This window comes from Pulveribacter suum (assembly GCF_003013695.1).
GTDB lineage: Bacteria > Pseudomonadota > Gammaproteobacteria > Burkholderiales > Burkholderiaceae_C > Melaminivora > Melaminivora suum.
In genome coordinates, this window is record NZ_CP027792.1 from 2,030,693 (window position 1) to 2,044,595 (window position 13,903).

Consider the following 13,903-nt stretch of genomic DNA (forward strand, 5'->3'; position numbering starts at 1 on the left):
GGAAATATCTCCGTCGGGAAGAGCGATCAGGGTTGCAGGGAGGGTTCGCCGCCGTGGCGCAGCACCACGGTGGCCAGGGGAGGAAGGGTGAGGAGGGCGCTCGCAGGCATCTGCGCCAGGGGGTGGTTCTGCGCGTCCACGCCGCCCAGGTTGCCGATGCCGCTACCGCCATACACGGCGGCGTCGCTGTTGAGGATTTCGTGCCAGCGCCCGGAGGCGGGCAGGCCCACGCGCAGCGCGGCCACGGGCTCGGGCGTCAGGTTGCACACGGCCAGCAGGCATTCGCCCGGGCTGCGGCGCAAAAAGGCGAGGACGACAGGCGACTCGCCTTCTGCGGGCGCCCACTCGAAGCCGCGGGCATCGAAGTCCCACAGGTGCAGGGCCGGGTGCTCGCGCAGCGCGTGGTTCAGATCCGCCACCCATCGGGCGACGCCGGCGTGCAGGGGCTCTTGCCACAGCTGCCAGTCCAACGCGCGCTCGTGGTGCCATTCGCGCTCCTGGCCGAACTCGCCGCCCATGAACAGCAGCTTCTTGCCCGGATGCATCCACATGTAGCCGTAGAGCAGGCGCAGGCCGGCAAAGCGCTGCCACCGGTCGCCGGGCTGTCGATCCAGCAGGCTGCCCTTGCCATAGACCACCTCGTCGTGCGAGAGCGCGAGGACGAAGTTCTCGTCGAAGGCATAAACGCTGGAAAAGCGGATGTCGCCCGCGTGCCATCGCCGGTAGGCATGCGGCCGCTGCATGTAGCGCAGCGTGTCGTTCATCCACCCCATGTTCCACTTCATGCCGAAGCCCAGGCCGCCGTGGTGCGCCGGGCGGCTCACGCCTTCCCACGCGGTGGACTCCTCGGCAATCACGTGCACGTCGGGGTAGGCCGCGTACACGGCGCGGTTCAGGTCTTGCAGGAAGCCCACGGCCTCCCAGTTCTGGTTGCCGCCGTCCTGGTTGGGCAGCCACTGGCCCGCCTCACGGGAGAAGTCCAGGTACAGCATGGAGGAGACGGCATCGACCCGCACGGCGTCGAAGTGGTAGTGCTCCAGCCAGAACAGCACGTTGCTGATCAGAAAATCACGCACCTCGAAGCGGCCATAGTTGAAGATCAGGCTGTTCCACTGCGGGTGGAAGCCCCGGCGCGGGTCCTCGTGCTCGTAGAGCGCCGTGCCATCGAAGCGCGCCAGGGCATGCGCGTCCGCGGGAAAGTGCGAACCCACCCAGTCGAAGACCACGCCGATGCCGTGCTGGTGCAGGGTGTCCACCAGCGCCATCAGGTCCTGCGGCGTGCCGTAGCGCGACGTGGGCGCGAAATAGCTGCCCGTCTGGTAGCCCCAGGAGCCGTAGAACGGGTGCTCTGCAACGGGCATCAGTTCCACATGCGTGAAGCCCAGCGCCTGGCAGTGCGCAGCCAGGCGGTGGCCGATCTCGGCGTAGTTCAGAAACTGCCCGTCGTCCGTGCGCTGCCAGGAGCCCAGGTGCACCTCGTAGATGGAGATCGGCTGGTCCATGGCCTGGCGCCGACCACGCGCGGCCATCCAGGCGTCGTCCCTCCACGCATATTGAAGCGACCAGATCTGCGAGGCATTGCCTGGTGGCGGCTCGCTGCGTGTGGCGTAGGGGTCGGCCTTGTCCAGCAGGTTGCCCTGCGCGTCCTCGATGCGGTATTTGTACAGGTCGCCGTGGCCGGCCTGGGCCACATGCAGCGTCCAGTACCCGCTGCCATCGGCCATGCACTCCAAGGCCTGGGGCTTCCAGCCGTTGAAGCTGCCGATCAGGCTGACGCGGCGCGCATTGGGCGCCCAGACCGTAAAGCGCGTGCCGCCATCCGTGGCATGGGCGCCCAGCTGCTCGAAACGGCGATAGTGTCCCGGCAGCGCATACAGCGCAGCTTGCAGGGTGGTGGCAGGGGGAGGGAACATCGCTTGTGCGTCCTAAAACGCGATGTTCTTGTGCGGCGCAGCATTGCCCTGAAGGAATGCCGAGCGGGCCGCTGTCGGTGCCCGCCTACGCGGTCCGCGCCCCCTTGTGCAAGCGTCAGGTCAGGTCGATGCAGTGCATGCCGAAACGGCCCGCGCGCCGGTCGGCGAAATAGCGCTCCAGCGTGACGCGGACGGTGCGAAACGCGATCTCGTCCCAGGGGATCTCTTCCTCGGAAAACAGCCGGGCCTCGATGGTCTCGTGCCCGGGGTCGAAGCGCGCGTCCAGCAGCGTGGCCAGGTAGAACAGGTGTACCTGGCCGACCTGCGGCACGTTGACCAGCGAAAACAGCGGGCCCAAAGTGATCGCGGCCCCGGCCTCCTCGTCGGTTTCGCGCGCGGCGCCCTCGGCGGTGGTCTCGTCGAGCTCCATGAAGCCCGCCGGTAGCGTCCACTTGCCCCAGCGCGGCTCGATGTTGCGCTTGCACAGCAGCACCCGGCCGTCCTTCAGCACCGGCACGGTGCCGACCACGTTCAAAGGGTTCTCGTAATGGATGGTGCTGCAGGCCGGGCAGATGGCGCGCGAGCGGGTGTCGCCATCGTCAGGCACGCGATAGACCGTGGCCGCGCCGCACTCGCGGCAGTGGCGGATGGGGCGGCGGCCGAACGTCATGCCACGGCCAGGCGCAGCGTGCCCAGGCCTTCGATGCCGGCTTCCAGCACATCGCCACGCGCCACGGCGCCCACGCCCTCGGGCGTGCCGGTGAAGATCAGGTCGCCCGGCTGCAGCGTCCAGGCGGCCGACAGGTGCTCGATGGTCTCGGCGATGCTCCAGATCAGCTGGCTGGTGCGGCTTTTCTGGCGCGGCTGGCCGTTGACGTTCAGCCAGATGGCCGCGTCCTGCACGTTGCCGGCCTGCGCCGCCGGAGTGATGGGGCCGATGGGGGCGCTGGCGTCAAAGCCCTTGGCGATGCACCAGGGGCGGCCCTGCTTTTTCATGTCCGCCTGCAGATCGCGGCGCGTCATGTCCAGGCCCACGGCGTAGCCCCATACGTGCTGCAGCGCGTCCTGCGCGGCGATGTTCGCGCCGCCGCGCCCCATGGCCACGACCAGCTCGATCTCGTGGTGCAGGTCGGCCGTGCGCGGGGGGTAGGGCAGGCGGCCCTCCTGGCCGGCGGGCACGGGCAGCACGGCGTCGGCCGGCTTCATGAAGAAAAACGGCGCCTCGCGCCCGCTAAAGCCCATCTCGCGGGCGTGTTCGGCGTAGTTGCGGCCCACGCAGTAGATGCGGCGGACGGGGAAAAGCTCGTCGCTGCCGGCCACGGGCACGGCGGCAAGGGGAGCGGGGGAAAGGGCGTAGCGCATGGGTGTAGGTTGAAGGCTGGCAGGCAACGGCCGCAGTGTGCCACGCACTATGCTGGCGGGTTTGCCACCCGGCCCCGACCGCCATGCCCCTGCAGCTGCCCCACGACTGGATCGCCCCCGACTGGCCCGCCCATCTGCGCGTGCGCGCCTTTTGCACCACGCGCCGCGGCGGCGTGAGCGCCCCGCCGCTGGACAGCCTGAACCTGGGCCAGTTCGTGGGCGACGATCCGCAGGCGGTGGCGGCCAACTGGGCCGCGGTGCAGACGGTGCTGGACAGCGAAGGCGGGCCTGTTCACACCGTGCGCACCCTGCAGGTGCACGGCAGCCGCGTCGTCGCCGCGCACTCGGGCACGCCGGCGGGCCTGGAGGCCGACGCCTGCACCACCGCCGAGCCGGGCGTGGCCTGCGTGACGATGGCGGCGGACTGCCTGCCGGTGCTGCTGGCCGACTGCGCCGGCACCCGCGTGGCCGCCGCGCACGCCGGCTGGCGCGGCCTGGCCGGCGGCGTGCTGGAGGCGGCCTTGCAGCCTTTTTGGCCTCCAGCGCCCGTGCATCAAGCGCCGGCAGCTATCAATTCAGGAGCGCAGGTGCTGGCCTGGATCGGCCCTGGCATCGGCCCCCAGGCGTTTGAGGTGGGCGCCGAGGTACGCGAGGCCTTCGTCGCCCACGACCCGGCCGCTGCCGCCCATTTCACGGCCCGCCCCGGGGGCAAATTTCTGGCCGACCTGCCGGCCCTGGCGCGCCAGCGCCTGCGTGCGGCAGGCGTCAGCGCCGTCTATGGCAACGACAGCTCGCCCGCCTGGTGCACGGCCGGCCAGCCCTCACGGTTCTTCTCGCACCGGCGCGACAGCGCCGTCCTGGGGCGCAGCGGCCGCATGGCCGCCTGCATCTGGCTGGCCGCCTGAGGCCGCCTGCAGCTCGCGTTCGCGGCGCTCGCGCAGCGCCCGCTTGCGCCCCGGCGTGCCCAGGATGTAGAGCACGATGGACAGCGGCAGCAGCCCGTACAGCGCGAACGTGATGAGGGCGCCCAGCACCGACCCCGTGGGCGCGGTGGCTTCGGCCACGGCCATCATCAGGGTGACGTAGAGCCAGGCAATGGCTACCAGATACATGAGGGAATGATCAAAGTCAGGGTTTGGCGGGGTGCAGGCCCGTGACCGGCAGGCCGGACGGGCCGGCGCGTTGCCGGGCGGCGCTGCGCTCGGTCACAATGCCCGAAAGCCCGTTGCTCGCCAAAGGCAGCGCAACACCACAGGAGACAGCGACATGAATTTTGACGCAGGCTGGGCGGATGGCGCCCGTCAATGGCAAAACATGATGGGCGAGAGCTGGAGCCGCATGCTGGCCACGCTGCAGCCGCCGGACCTGGGCGCCGCAGCCCTCGCCATGCAGCCGCACGCCCCGGTGCGCTTTGACCCGGACAAGCTCGAAACGCTGCAGCGCCAGTACCTGCAGGAGGCCGGCGCGCTGTTCGCCCAGGGCCCGGCGGCGGCAGCGGCAGGCGCCGACAAGCGCTTTGCCGGCGACCACTGGGCGCACAACCCCCTGGCCGCCTACGCCGTGGCCCTGTACGGCCTGCAGTCGCGCACCTTTGCGGCCCTGGCCGATGCCGTGCAGGCCGACGACAAGACCCGCGCGCGCATCCGCTTCGCCATGGAGCAGTGGCTGGCCGCCATGTCGCCCAGCAATTTCCTGGCCTTCAACCCGGAAGCGCAGCAAAAGGCGCTGGAAACGCAGGGCGAGAGCATCGCCCGCGGCATGGCCAACCTGCTGCACGACATGCGCCAGGGCCACATCTCCATGACGGACGAGAGCCGCTTCCAGGTGGGCCGCAACGTGGCCACCACCGAGGGCGCGGTGGTATTCGAAAACGAGCTGTTCCAGCTGCTCGAATACAAGCCGCTCACCGACAAGGTGCACGAGCGGCCGTTTTTGATGGTGCCGCCGTGCATCAACAAGTACTACATCCTGGACCTGCAGCCGGCCAACTCGCTGATCCGCTATGCCGTCTCGCAGGGCCAGCGCACCTTCGTGGTCAGCTGGCGCAACCCCGACGACAGCCTGGCCGGCAAGACCTGGGACGACTACATCCAGGACGCCGTGATCACCGCCATCGAGACGGTGCGCGAGATCGGCGGCACGCCGCAGATCAACGCGCTGGGCTTTTGCGTGGGCGGCACCATGCTGACCAGCGCCCTGGCCGTGCTGGCCGCGCGCGGCCAGGAGCCAGTGGCCAGCGCCACCTTGCTGACCACGCTGGTGGACTTCACCGACACCGGCATCCTGGACGTCTTCATCGACGAGGCCTTCGTGCGCCTGCGCGAGATGCAGATGGGCGCCGGCGGCCTGATGAAGGGCCAGGACATGGCCAGCACCTTCAGCTTCTTGCGGCCCAACGACCTGGTGTGGAACTACGTGGTGGGCAACTACCTGAAGGGCGAGACCCCGCCGGCGTTTGACCTGCTGTACTGGAACAGCGACTGCACCAACCTGCCCGGGCCGTACTACGCCTGGTATTTGCGCAACTTCTACCTGGAAAACCGCCTGGTCAAGCCGGGCGCGCTCATCGTGTGCGGCGAAAAGCTCGACCTGCGCAAGGTCAGGCTGCCGGTGTACATCTACGGCTCGCGCGAGGACCACATCGTGCCCATCGGTGCGGCCTATGCCTCCACCCAGGCGCTGCCGGGCAAGAAGCGCTTCGCCATGGGCGCCTCGGGCCACATCGCGGGCGTCATCAACCCCCCGGCTGCCGGCAAGCGCAGCCACTGGCTGCGCGAGGATGGCAAGTTCCCTGCCGCCCTGGAGGGCTGGCTGGCCGGCGCCACGCAGCATCCCGGCAGCTGGTGGGGCGACTGGACCGCCTGGCTCAAGGGCCACGCCGGCAAGCAGGTGCCCGCGCCCACGGCCTACGGCCGGGGCCGCCAATACCAGGCCATCGAGCCTGCGCCCGGCCGCTACGTGCAGCAAAAGGCCTGAGCGGGCCGCCATTTCCCTTTCAATGCAGGAGCAACCCATCATGGAACGCGACATCGTCATTGTTTCCGCCGTCCGCACGCCCGTGGGCAAGTTCGGCGGCGCCCTGTCCAGGGTGCCGGCCACCGCGCTGGGGGCCGCCGTCATTCGCGAGGCGCTGGCGCGCGCCGGCGTGGCGAGCGACCAGGTGGGCGAGGTCATCATGGGCCAGGTACTGACGGCCGGCTGCGGCCAGAACCCCGCGCGCCAGGCCATGATGGCCGCCGGTGTCGCCCGGGAAACCCCGGCCCTGACCATCAACGCCGTCTGCGGCTCCGGCCTGAAGGCGGTGATGCTGGCGGCCCAGGCCGTGGCCACGGGCGACAGCGAGATCGTGGTGGCCGGCGGCCAGGAGAACATGAGCCTGTCGCCGCACGTGCTGAACGGCTCGCGTGAGGGCCAGCGCATGGGCGACTGGAAGCTCACCGACACCATGATCGTGGACGGCCTGTGGGACGTGTACAACGGCTACCACATGGGCGTCACCGCCGAGAACGTGGCTAAGGAGCAGGGCATCACCCGCGAGATGCAGGACGCACTGGCCCTGGCCAGCCAGCAAAAGGCCGCTGCCGCCCAGGACGCGGGCCGCTTCAACGACGAGATCGTGGGCGTGCAGGTGCCGCAGAAAAAGGGCGAGCCGGTGACGGTGGACCAGGACGAGTACCTGAACCGCAAGACCAGCGCCGAAGCCCTGGCCGGCCTGCGCCCGGCGTTCGACAAATCAGGCTCGGTGACGGCCGGCAACGCCTCGGGCATCAACGACGGCGCGGCCGCCGTGGTGGTCATGAGCGCCGCCAAGGCCCAGGCGCTGGGCCTGACGCCGCTGGCGCACATCCGCGCCTACGCCACCTCGGGCCTGGACCCGGCCACCATGGGCATGGGGCCGGTGCCGGCCTCGCGCAAGGCGCTGGCGCGCGCCGGCTGGCAGGCGGGCGACGTGGATCTGTTCGAGCTCAACGAAGCATTTGCCGCGCAGGCCTGCGCCGTCAACCAGGCGCTGGGCGTGGACGCCGCCCGCGTCAACGTCAACGGCGGGGCCATCGCCCTGGGCCATCCGATCGGCGCCTCGGGCTGCCGGGTGCTGGTCACGCTGCTGCACGAGATGCGCCGCCGCGGCGCCGGCAAGGGACTGGCCGCGCTGTGCATCGGCGGCGGCATGGGCGTGGCGCTGGCGGTCGAGCGCTGACGGCGCGCCTGCTCGGTATTTACACGGGCAGGAGGCCTGCCGAACTGTCGCTAGAGTGATTGGGCCAACCATTCATCCATACACAACAAGGAGCACATCCATGAGCCAGAAAGTAGCGTACGTGACCGGGGGCATGGGAGGCATAGGCACCGCCATCTGCCAGCGCCTGCACAAGGAGGGCTTTCGGGTCATCGCCGGCTGCGGGCCCACGCGCGACCACCAGAAGTGGCTGGACGAGCAAAAGGCGCAGGGCTACACCTTTCACGCGTCGGCCGGCAATGTGGGCGACTGGGACTCCACCGTGGCCGCCTTCGACAAGGCCAAGGCCGAGCACGGCGCCATCGACGTGCTGGTGAACAACGCCGGCATCACCCGCGACCGCATGTTCCTGAAGATGTCGCGCGAGGACTGGGACGCCGTGATCGAGACCAACCTCAACTCCATGTTCAACGTGACCAAGCAGGTCGTGGCCGGCATGGTGGAAAAAGGCTGGGGCCGCATCATCAACATCTCCAGCGTGAACGGCGAGAAGGGCCAGGCCGGCCAGACCAACTACTCGGCCGCCAAGGCCGGCATGCACGGCTTCACCATGGCACTGGCCCAGGAGCTGGCCGCCAAGGGCGTCACGGTGAACACCGTGGCGCCGGGCTACATCGGCACCGACATGGTGAAAGCCATCCGCCCGGACGTGCTGGAGAAAATCGTCGCCACGGTACCCGTCAAGCGCCTGGGCGAGCCCAGCGAGATCGCCTCCATCATCGCCTGGCTGGCCAGCGACGAGGGCGGCTACACCACCGGGGCGGAGTTCTCCGTCAACGGCGGCCTGCACATGAATTGACGGCCCGCGCTGCCCAGGCAACAAAAAACCCGCGTCGAGCGGGTTTTTTCATGGGCGGATCAAAAAGGCGGCTGATCGGATCTTCACGAAACGGGCGGGCAGGGCGCCGGCTGCCTGCCGCGCGGCGCTTACAAGCGGATGGGGGCGCGCTTGCGGTCGCGTTCGTCTTCAGGCCAGGCGGTCAAAATGGTGGCGTTCATAAGGGTTACCTCCGTAGATGAGGAGACAACGCGCCGCTAGGGCCCGGCGTTGACAGCCGCGTTCAACAAAATGTCAGAGGTGGTGCCAAGGCGTACTTTTCTCCTGAAAAGATAGCTGCCGGCGCTGTCCAGACAAGCGCTGGAGCCACTTTTCACTCCTTTTTCCCTCACGCCTGCGCCTGCAGCGCCTCGATCGCCTCGCTCAGCTCCAGCCAGCGCTCTTCGAGCTGTTCGATCTCGTCGGCGCAGGCTTTCAGGGCACGCCCGCACTCGGCGATCTCGGCGGGCGGCAGGGAGGTGGCAAGGCGCTGCTCCAGCGCCTCCTTCTCGGCGGCCAGCTGGGACAGCCTGGCGTCCACCTTTTCCAGTTCGCGGCGCAAGGGGCGGGTTTTTTCGGCCAGCTGCTGGCGCGCCTGTGCACTGGCCTTGCGCTGCTCGCGCCCGCTGGCGGCAGGGGCGCGGCCTGCGTCTGCTGCGGGCGGCGCCTCGGCCGCCCGGGCGGCCTCGCGCAGGCGGCGCGATTCGTCGAGCAAGTAGCGCTGGTAGTCGTCCAGGTCGCCGTCGAAGGGGCCGACCTGGCCGCGGCCGACCAGCCAGAAGTCCTCGCAGACCGAGCGCAGTAGCGCCCGGTCATGGCTGACCAGCATGACGGTGCCGTCAAAGTCCTGCAGCGCCATGGCCAGGGCCTCGCGCGTGGCCAGGTCCAGGTGGTTGGTGGGCTCGTCCAGCAGCAGCAGGTTGGGCCGCTGCCAGACGATCATGGCCAGCACCAGCCGGGCCTTCTCGCCGCCGCTCATGCTGCCCACGGCCTGGCGCACCATGTCGCCGCTGAAGTTGAAGCTGCCAAGATAGTTGCGCAGCTCTTGCTCGCGCGACTGGGCCGCGTCGGCGCCGGTGTCCTTCGCCAGGCGCACCATGTGCTCCAGCGGGTTCTCGGCCGGGCGCAGCACGTCCAGTTCCTGCTGCGCGAAGTAGCCGATCGAGAGGCCCTTGCCCTCGGTCACCTTGCCGGCGAGCGGCGCCATCTCGCGGGCGATGGTCTTGACCAGCGTGGACTTGCCCTGGCCGTTGGCACCCAGGATGCCGATGCGCTGCCCGGCCAGCACCGAGCGGCTGACGCCGCGCAAGATAGTGATCTGCTCGCCGTCGTCACCCACGTAACCAAAGGCCGCGTCGGTGATCGCCAGCATGGGGTTGGGCAGGTTGGCCGGCTCCTTGAAGGTGAAGGTGAAATCGGCGCTGGCCAGCACCGGTGCGAGGCGCTCCATGCGCTCGATCTGCTTGACGCGGCTTTGCGCCTGCCGGGCCTTGGTGGCCTTGGCCTTGAAGCGGTCGATGAAGCTTTGCAGGTGGGCGATCTTGTCCTGCTGGCGCTCGAAGGCGGCCTGCTGCAGCACCAGCTGCTGGGCTCGCAGCTCCTCGAAGCGGCTGTAGTTGCCGCCGTAGCGGGTCAGCTGGGCGTTGTCGATGTGCAGCGTGACGCCGGTGACGGCGTCCAGGAACTCGCGGTCATGGCTGATGACGATCAGCGTGCCGGCGTAGCGCTTGAGCCAGGCCTCCAGCCAGACCAGCGCGTCCAAGTCCAGGTGGTTGGTGGGCTCGTCCAGCAGCAGCAGGTCGGACGGGCTCATCAGCGCGCGCGCCAGCTGCAGACGCATACGCCAGCCGCCCGAGAAGCTGCTCACCGGCTGCTCCAGCTGCGCCGGCGAAAAGCCCAGGCCCAGGATCAGCGCCTGGGCGCGCGACAGCGCATCGTGCGCGCCGGCGTCCTGCAGATCGGCGTGCAGCTGGGCGATGGCCATGCCGTCGCCGCCGTGCTGCGCGGCGTCCAAGGCCTGCTGCAGCTGGGCCAGGCGCGCGTCGCCCTCCAGCACGAAGGCGCTGGCGCTTTCCTCGGTCTCGGGCATCTCCTGCGCCACCTGGGCCATGCACCACTGCGGCGGGACGAAAAACTCGCCCCCGTCCTCGTGCAGATGGCCGGCCAGCAGGGCGAACAGGGAGGATTTGCCGGCGCCGTTGCGCCCGACCAGGCCGACATGCTCGCCGGGGTTGATGGTGGCGGACACGCCATCCAGCACGACCCTGGCGCCGCGGCGCAGGGTCACATTCTTCAAGGTGATCATCAGCTAGGGGAAAAGTCTTGCAGCGCGCGGCGCGTGACCAGCAGCACCTGGTCCTCGCCGGCACTGGTGTCCAGCCACACGACGGGCAGGGCAGGGAAGGCGGCCTCGAAGTGGGGCCGCTCGTTGCCGATCTCCAGCACCAGCACGGCGTCTTCGCTCATGCAGGCGGCCGCGCCGGCCAGCAAGGTGCGCACGAAGTCCATGCCGTCGCCGCCCCCGGCCAGGGCCAGGCGCGGCTCGGCGCGGTATTCGGCAGGCAGGGCGGCCATGCTGCGCTCGTTCACGTAGGGCGGGTTGCACAGGATCAGGTCCCACGGTCCCGGCACCTGGGCCAGGACGTCGCTGTGCACCAGGGCGACGCGCCCTTGCAGGCCGTGCCGATCGACATTGATGCGCGCCACGGCCAGGGCGTCCGGCGACAGATCGGCGCCGGTCACCTGCACCTCGGGCCAGGCCAGGGCGGCCAGCACGGCCAGGCTGCCGTTGCCGGTGCACAGGTCCAGCACGTGGCGCGTGTGCTCGCCCAGCCAGGGGTCGATGCTGGCGTCGGCCAGCAGTTCGGCGATGAAGCTGCGCGGCACGATGGCGCGCTCGTCCACATAAAACGGCACGCCCTGCAGCCAAGCCTCGCGCGTCAGGTAGGCGGCGGGCTTGCGGGTGGCGATGCGCTCTTCAAAAAGCATAGCTGCCCGCGCTTGCTGGGCGGGCGTTACGGGCTGATTTGCCACTGAATCGGGGGCGCCATCCAGCGGGCTGTCCAGGGGCAGGCCCAGGGACCACAGCACCAGCCACGCGGCCTCGTCGCGGGCGCAGGTGGTGCCGTGGCCAAAGGCAACGCCGGCCTGCGCCAGGCGCTGCCCGCCGCTGGCCACCAGCTCGCCCACGGTGGCGCCGGCCACGAGGGGGGCGCTGCCCGTCATGCGGCGGCCTGGGCGTTCAGGCGCTCCAGGGTGCGGCGGTAGATGTTCTTCAGCGGCTCGATGTCGGCCAGGCGGATGTGCTCGTCGATCTTGTGGATGCTGGCGTTGGGCGGGCCGACCTCGACCACCTGCGGGCAGATCTGCGCCATGAAGCGCCCGTCGCTGGTGCCGCCGGTGGTGGACAGCTCGGCGGTGAGGCCCGTCTCGTCGTGGATGGCGCCGCGCACGGCCTCCACCAGCGTGCCGGCGGGCGTCAGAAAGGGCTGTCCGCCCAGCGCCCAGGCCAGCTCGCAGTCCAGGCCGTGGCGGTCCAGCACGGCATGCACCTGTTGCTGCAGGCCCTCGGCCGTGCACTCGGTGCTGAAGCGGAAGTTGAAGTCCACCACCACTTGGCCGGGGATGACGTTGGTCGCGCCCGTGCCGCCGTGCACGTTGCTGATCTGCCAGCTGGTGGGCGGAAAGAAGGCATTGCCCTCGTCCCAGCGGGTGGCGGCCAGTTCCGCCAGGGCTGGCAGCGCCTGGTGGATGGGGTTCTTTGCCAGCTGCGGGTAGGCAATGTGGCCCTGCACGCCGCGCACGGTGAGCCGGCCCGACAGCGTGCCGCGCCGGCCGTTCTTCACCATGTCGCCGGTCTGCTGCACGGCGGTGGGCTCGCCCACCAGGCACCAGTCGATCGCCTGGCCGCGCGCGCGCAGCTGCTCGACGACCACGCGCGTGCCTTCTACCGAAGGGCCTTCCTCGTCGCTGGTCAGCAGCAGGGCAATGGCGATTTGCGGCTCGGGCGTGGCGGCGAGGAACTCCTGCACCGCCACGACGAAGGCGGCAATCGAGGTTTTCATGTCGCTGGCGCCGCGCCCGTACAGGCGGCCGTCCCGCTCGGTGGGGGTGAAGGGCGGGCTGCTCCAGTGCTCCAGCGGGCCGGGTGGCACCACGTCGGTATGGCCCACGAAAGCTATTGTTTTGATAGCTGCTTGCGCACTGCTGGCGGGCGCTGGAGCCCGTTTTGACCATAGGTTGCAGACCTCGCCGCTGTCCAGGCGCTCGTGGGCAAAGCCCAGGGGCGCCAGGCGCGCGGCCAGCAGCTCCAGGCAGCCGGCGTCTTCGGGGGTGACGGAGGGGCGGGCGATCAGCTCGCGGGCCAGTTGCAGCGTGGGGGTCATGAACGAGGCGAAAGGGTCAGGCCGGCTTGACGTCCAGCACGATCTCGGTGAACGAGGGGGCGTCGTCTTCGGGCGTCTGCTCGGCACGCACGCGCGCCTGCGCGTCGCGCGCCGTCTGGGCAAAGTCGTTTTGCAGCCGCCACATCAGGTTGGTGGGCGAGTCGGCGTAGGCCAGGCCTTCCTTGCGGTCGATGCGGCCGTCCAGGATCAGGCGGGCAAGCGATTCCTCGAAGGTCTGCGAGCCCTCGGCCATGGACTTTTCCAGCGCCTCGCGCACGCCGGAGAAGTCGCCCTTTTCGATCATGTCGGCCACCAGCTTGGTGTTGAGCATCACTTCGGCGGCGGGCACGCGCTCGCCGGTGGTGGTGCGCACCAGGCGCTGCGAGACGATGGCGTTCAGGGCCGAGGCCAGATCGCCCAGCATGGTCGAGCGCACCTCCACCGGGTAGAACGACAGGATGCGGTTGAGCGCGTGGTAGCTGTTGTTGCCGTGCAGCGTGGCCAGGCACAGGTGGCCGGACTGGGCGTAGGCAATGGCGGCGGACATGGTCTCGCGGTCGCGGATCTCGCCGATCAGGATCACGTCCGGCGCCTGGCGCAGCGCGTTCTTCAAGGCCGTCTGCAGCGACTGCGTGTCAGTGCCGATCTCGCGCTGGTTGACGATGGAGCGCTTGTTCTTGAACTGGTACTCGATCGGGTCTTCCACCGTCAGGATGTGGCCGGTGAGCTTGTCGTTGCGCTCATCGATCATGGCCGCCAGCGAGGTGCTCTTGCCCGAGCCGGTGGCGCCCACCACCAGGATCAGCCCGCGCTTTTGCATGATGAGCTCGCCCAGCACCGGCGGCAGGCCCAGGCTGGACAGCTGCGGGATCTGCTGCGTGATGAAACGCACCACCACGGCGAAGCTGCCGCGCTGGCGCATGGCGCTGACGCGAAAGCGCCCCACGCCCGACAGCGGCACGCCCATGTTCAGCTCGCCCGTCTCGCGCAGCTCCTCGATGCGGTCGGGCGGCACCACCTCGGCCAGCAGGTTCAAAGGCGCCTCCACGGGTAGCAGCTGGTTGTTGATGGGCACGCACTCGCCATTGATCTTGATGAGCGCGGGCGCATTGGCCGACAGATAGACGTCCGAGGCTTTCTTCTCAGCCATCAGGCGCAGAATCTTTTCCATGGTGCTCATGCGTAGTCC

At 69.3% G+C, this 13,903-nt stretch carries 12 protein-coding genes; 4 read left to right on the top strand and 8 right to left on the bottom strand.

What is annotated here, in order from left to right; translation table 11 throughout:
- Positions 1-26: 26 nt before the first annotated feature.
- From glgB to C7H73_RS09370, 3 genes are all read right to left on the bottom strand, one after another.
- The gene (gene glgB / locus C7H73_RS09360) at positions 27-1,913 is read right to left on the bottom strand and encodes a 1,4-alpha-glucan branching protein GlgB (RefSeq protein WP_106846392.1); all 1,887 of its coding nucleotides are present in this window, start codon (positions 1,911-1,913) and stop codon (positions 27-29) included.
- A 115-nt stretch (positions 1,914-2,028) separates the two neighbouring features.
- A complete protein-coding gene (locus C7H73_RS09365) occupies positions 2,029-2,583 on the bottom strand; it encodes an NUDIX hydrolase (RefSeq protein ID WP_106846393.1) in 555 nt (184 codons plus the stop codon).
- Positions 2,580-3,275, bottom strand: a complete 696-nt coding sequence (locus tag C7H73_RS09370) for a fumarylacetoacetate hydrolase family protein (RefSeq protein ID WP_106846394.1) — start codon at positions 3,273-3,275, stop codon at positions 2,580-2,582. Before C7H73_RS09370 ends, C7H73_RS09365 begins: the two co-directional genes overlap by 4 nt.
- 83 nt (positions 3,276-3,358) lie before the next feature.
- Here C7H73_RS09370 and pgeF point away from each other — a divergent pair, with 83 nt between their 5' ends.
- Positions 3,359-4,180, top strand: coding sequence for a peptidoglycan editing factor PgeF (gene pgeF / locus C7H73_RS09375; protein WP_106846395.1), 822 nt, complete (start codon positions 3,359-3,361; stop codon positions 4,178-4,180).
- On the opposite strand, the gene C7H73_RS09380 is transcribed toward pgeF, so the two are convergent.
- The gene (locus C7H73_RS09380; RefSeq protein WP_106846396.1) at positions 4,097-4,387 is read right to left on the bottom strand and encodes a hypothetical protein; all 291 of its coding nucleotides are present in this window, start codon (positions 4,385-4,387) and stop codon (positions 4,097-4,099) included. The two genes, pgeF and C7H73_RS09380, sit on opposite strands and share 84 nt — an antisense overlap.
- Positions 4,388-4,541: 154 nt before the next feature.
- On the opposite strand from C7H73_RS09380, the gene C7H73_RS09385 reads away from it, so the two are divergent.
- From C7H73_RS09385 to phbB, 3 genes are all read left to right on the top strand, one after another.
- On the top strand, positions 4,542-6,251 hold the full coding sequence (locus tag C7H73_RS09385) for a PHA/PHB synthase family protein (RefSeq protein ID WP_106846397.1): 1,710 nt from the start codon (positions 4,542-4,544) through the stop codon (positions 6,249-6,251).
- 40 nt (positions 6,252-6,291) lie between these two features.
- A complete protein-coding gene (locus tag C7H73_RS09390) occupies positions 6,292-7,473 on the top strand; it encodes an acetyl-CoA C-acetyltransferase (RefSeq protein WP_106847612.1) in 1,182 nt (393 codons plus the stop codon).
- Between the two features lie 100 nt (positions 7,474-7,573).
- Complete coding sequence (gene phbB / locus C7H73_RS09395) at positions 7,574-8,311, top strand: acetoacetyl-CoA reductase (RefSeq protein WP_106846398.1); 738 nt, start codon at positions 7,574-7,576, stop codon at positions 8,309-8,311.
- 367 nt (positions 8,312-8,678) lie between these two features.
- Here the strand turns inward: phbB and C7H73_RS09400 are convergent, their stop codons facing one another.
- From C7H73_RS09400 to C7H73_RS09415, 4 genes are read right to left on the bottom strand one after another with little or no spacing between them, the layout of a single operon-like run.
- Positions 8,679-10,634: an ABC-F family ATP-binding cassette domain-containing protein gene (locus tag C7H73_RS09400; protein WP_106846399.1), complete on the bottom strand. Its 1,956-nt coding sequence runs from the start codon at positions 10,632-10,634 to the stop codon at positions 8,679-8,681.
- Positions 10,634-11,554 (bottom strand): 50S ribosomal protein L3 N(5)-glutamine methyltransferase, encoded by a 921-nt coding sequence (prmB, locus tag C7H73_RS09405; RefSeq protein ID WP_106846400.1) that lies wholly within the window; start codon positions 11,552-11,554, stop codon positions 10,634-10,636. Before prmB ends, C7H73_RS09400 begins: the two co-directional genes overlap by 1 nt.
- Positions 11,551-12,714: a succinyl-diaminopimelate desuccinylase gene (gene dapE / locus C7H73_RS09410; protein ID WP_106846401.1), complete on the bottom strand. Its 1,164-nt coding sequence runs from the start codon at positions 12,712-12,714 to the stop codon at positions 11,551-11,553. Before dapE ends, prmB begins: the two co-directional genes overlap by 4 nt.
- Before the next feature lie 16 nt (positions 12,715-12,730).
- Positions 12,731-13,894, bottom strand: coding sequence for a PilT/PilU family type 4a pilus ATPase (locus C7H73_RS09415; RefSeq protein WP_106846402.1), 1,164 nt, complete (start codon positions 13,892-13,894; stop codon positions 12,731-12,733).
- Between the last annotated feature and the right edge of the window lie 9 nt (positions 13,895-13,903).